This window comes from Streptomyces katrae (genome assembly GCF_000966975.1).
Lineage (GTDB): Bacteria > Actinomycetota > Actinomycetes > Streptomycetales > Streptomycetaceae > Streptomyces > Streptomyces katrae.
Genome location: NZ_JZWV01001465.1, coordinates 1 through 2774 on the forward strand (window position 1 = coordinate 1; position 2774 = coordinate 2774).

The window sequence follows — 2774 nt, forward strand, 5'->3', positions numbered from 1 at the left end:
GACCAACGCCCTGCCGGCGGCGCTGGAACGCGGCGAGTTCTTCATCGAGTACCAGCCCCTGGTGCACCTCCACGACGGCAGCGTGCACGGCGCGGAGGCGCTGGTGCGCTGGTCGCACCCCCAGTACGGGGTGCTCGGCCCGGACCGCTTCATCCCGCTCGCCGAGCGGACCGGACTGATCGTGCCGCTCGGCCGCTGGGTCCTGGAGGAGTCCGTCCGCCAGGCCCGCAACTGGCAGCGCCAGCACGGCGGGACGCCCCTGCGCGTCAACGTCAACCTCTCGCCCACTCAGCTGACCCACCCCGGGCTGGTCTCCGACACCCTGCGCGTCCTGGAGTCCTCCGGCCTGGCCCCCGGCGCGCTGTGCCTGGAGGTCACCGAGTCGGCGCTGATCGGAGCCGACGACGAACTCCTCGAACCGCTGCGCCGGCTCGCGGCCCTCGGCGTGGACATCGCCCTCGACGACTTCGGCACCGGCTACTCCAACCTGGCCAACCTGCGCCGGCTTCCGGTCAGCGTCCTGAAGCTGGACCGCTCCTTCACCCAGGGCATGCAGCAGGAGCCGGCCGACCCCGTCGACGTCAAGATCGTGGAGGGCATCGTCGCCCTGGCCCACAGCCTGGAGCTGGCCGTGACGGTCGAGGGAGTGGAGACCGGGGCCCAGGCGGCCCAGCTCCGCGCCCTCGGCTGCGACACGGCCCAGGGCTGGTACTACGCCCGCCCGGGCTCCCCGGACCGCATCCACACCCTCTCCCTCTGCGACGCCGCACCCACCAGGTGAGGCAGGGGGCGGGGGCCGGACGGGGTGCCCGCGAGCGGTGTCAGCCCATTCCGGCCTCCGTTCCCCGGCCGGGCTCGCGGACCGCCGCGAGGACCCGCCGGTGGCGTGCGGTGGTGTCGGCCAGGAGCCGCTCGGCCACCGGAAGGCGCTCGGCCTGGTAACCGTCGAGGGCGTCGCCGGCCGGGGCCGGGCCCGCGAGGGCGGCGGCCAGGGTCCGGGCGAGGGCTTCCGCGTCCTGGACGCCGGTGTTCATGCCCAGTCCGCCGGCGATCGGGTGGACGTGTGCGGCGTCGCCGGCGAGGAGGACCCGGCCCTCGCGCATCCGGGCTGCCCGGCGGACGTTGACCCGCCAGCTGGAGAGCCAGGTGGCCTCCGTCAGCCGTATCCCCGCCATTCCGGCATACCGGTCGAAGAGCCGTTGGAAGCCCTCCAGAGTCGGCGGCAGCGGCTCCCCGTCCCCGTCGGTCTCGGGGGCCGACTGGAGCTGGAAGGTGTCCGTCCCCGGCATCGGGCAGAGCAGGATCCCCCCGCCTCCCGAGGTGAACCACTGGTGCCAGTGGTCCCGGCTCAGCCCGGGTGCCCGGACGTCCCCGACGACCATCGTCGGCTTCTCCTCCGTGTACCCCTCGAAGGGGATGCCGAGGAGCTCGCGGGTGGTGCTCCGGCCGCCGTCGCACCCGGCCGCGTACCGCGCGCGGACCGAACGCCCGTCCGCCAGGCGAGCCGTGACCCCGGCAGGATCCTGGGCGAGTCCGACGACCCGGGCCCCGTACTCGACGCGGACGCCCAGACCGGCGAGCCGCTCGCGCAGCACCTCCTCGACCTGCCACTGGCCGATCAGGAGGCCGCCGCCGTCCACGGGGGTGTCCTGCACGTGGGTCCCGTCGAAGTACTTGCGCAGGACCAGGCCCCGGGAGCCCGCGGTCTCCATCCGCTCTCCGACGCCCAGCCGGGCGAACACCTCCAGGCTGTCCGGGGTGAGCCCCTTGCCGCGGGACTCCCGGTGGGGGCCGGAGCGCTGGTCCAGGACGCGGACGGAGATTCCGCGCAGGGCCAGGTCGCAGGCCAGGGTGAGGCCGGTGGGGCCGGAGCCCGCGACCAGTACCTCGGTCGTCGACCCGGCCGTAGCCGTCCCGGCCGTAGTCGTCTCGGCCGTAGTCGTCTCGGCCGTCATCGTCTCGGTCATCGGAGGGTCCTCTCTTGTCGCCTGTCCGCCGTCGCTGAATCAAGGAAAGCGCCTCGGGAGAAAAAATGCAACCCAGTCAAGAAATTGACTTGGTTGCGATTCGGTCGTACGGTGGTGCCATGGAGAACACGACGGGTCTGCGCGAGAGCAAGAAACTGCGTACGCGTCGCCAGCTGGCGGCCACGGCGCTGGAACTCTTCCTGGAACGGGGCTTCGACGCCGTGTCCGTGGCCGACGTGGCCGCGGCGGCCGAGGTGTCCAAGCCCACCCTGTTCCGGTACTTCCCGAGCAAGGAGGACCTGGTCCTCGACCGTTTCGCCGACCACCAGGACGAAGCGGCGCGGATCGTGCGGGACCGGCCCGCGGGCCTCGGCCCCGTAGGCGCCCTCCACGACCACTTCCGGACCGCCCTCGCGGAGCGCGACCCCATCACCGGGCTCTGCGACCACCCGGACGTGCTCGCGTTCCAGCGCCTGCTGTACTCGACCGCCAGCCTGGAGAGCCGGATCGCCCACTACACGGCCCGCGAGGTGGAGCTGCTCGCGGCCGCCCTGGAGGCGGAAGAGGTGGAGCCGCTGTCCGCCCGGCTCGCCGCGACGCACCTGGTGGCGGTCCGTCATGAACTGGGCCGGGAGAACTGGCGCCGCATCGACGCGGGCAGCACGGCGGAGGAGGTCTACCCGGCGGCCGTCGTTGACGCCGACCGGGCGTTCGGCATGCTGGCCGACGGCCTCGACCGGACCCTGGGCCCCCTGATATCCCCGGCCTGAGCCGGCCTGAGCCGGCCTGAGCCGGCCTGAGCCGGCC

General features: G+C 73.3%; 3 protein-coding genes. 2 read left to right on the forward strand and 1 reads right to left on the reverse strand.

Features of this window, described 5'->3' with window-relative positions:
* Positions 1–781: putative bifunctional diguanylate cyclase/phosphodiesterase (locus VR44_RS38350; protein ID WP_045952308.1), on the forward strand; the 781-nt coding region annotated here is incomplete at its 5' end.
* A gap of 40 nt (positions 782–821) precedes the next feature.
* On the opposite strand, the gene VR44_RS38355 is transcribed toward VR44_RS38350, so the two are convergent.
* Positions 822–1967, reverse strand: coding sequence for an FAD-dependent monooxygenase (locus VR44_RS38355; protein WP_052714023.1), 1146 nt, complete (start codon positions 1965–1967; stop codon positions 822–824).
* Between the two features lie 119 nt (positions 1968–2086).
* Here VR44_RS38355 and VR44_RS38360 point away from each other — a divergent pair, with 119 nt between their 5' ends.
* The gene (locus VR44_RS38360) at positions 2087–2737 is read left to right on the forward strand and encodes a TetR/AcrR family transcriptional regulator (protein ID WP_045952309.1); all 651 of its coding nucleotides are present in this window, start codon (positions 2087–2089) and stop codon (positions 2735–2737) included.
* Positions 2738–2774 lie beyond the last annotated feature (37 nt).

Bases quoted from the DNA above. Each gene is read 5' to 3' on its own strand.
- VR44_RS38355 (WP_052714023.1), bottom strand. From the start codon at position 1,967: ATGACCGAGACGATGACGGCCGAGACGACTACGGCCGAGACGACTACG.
- VR44_RS38360 (WP_045952309.1), top strand. From the start codon at position 2,087: ATGGAGAACACGACGGGTCTGCGCGAGAGCAAGAAACTGCGTACGCGT.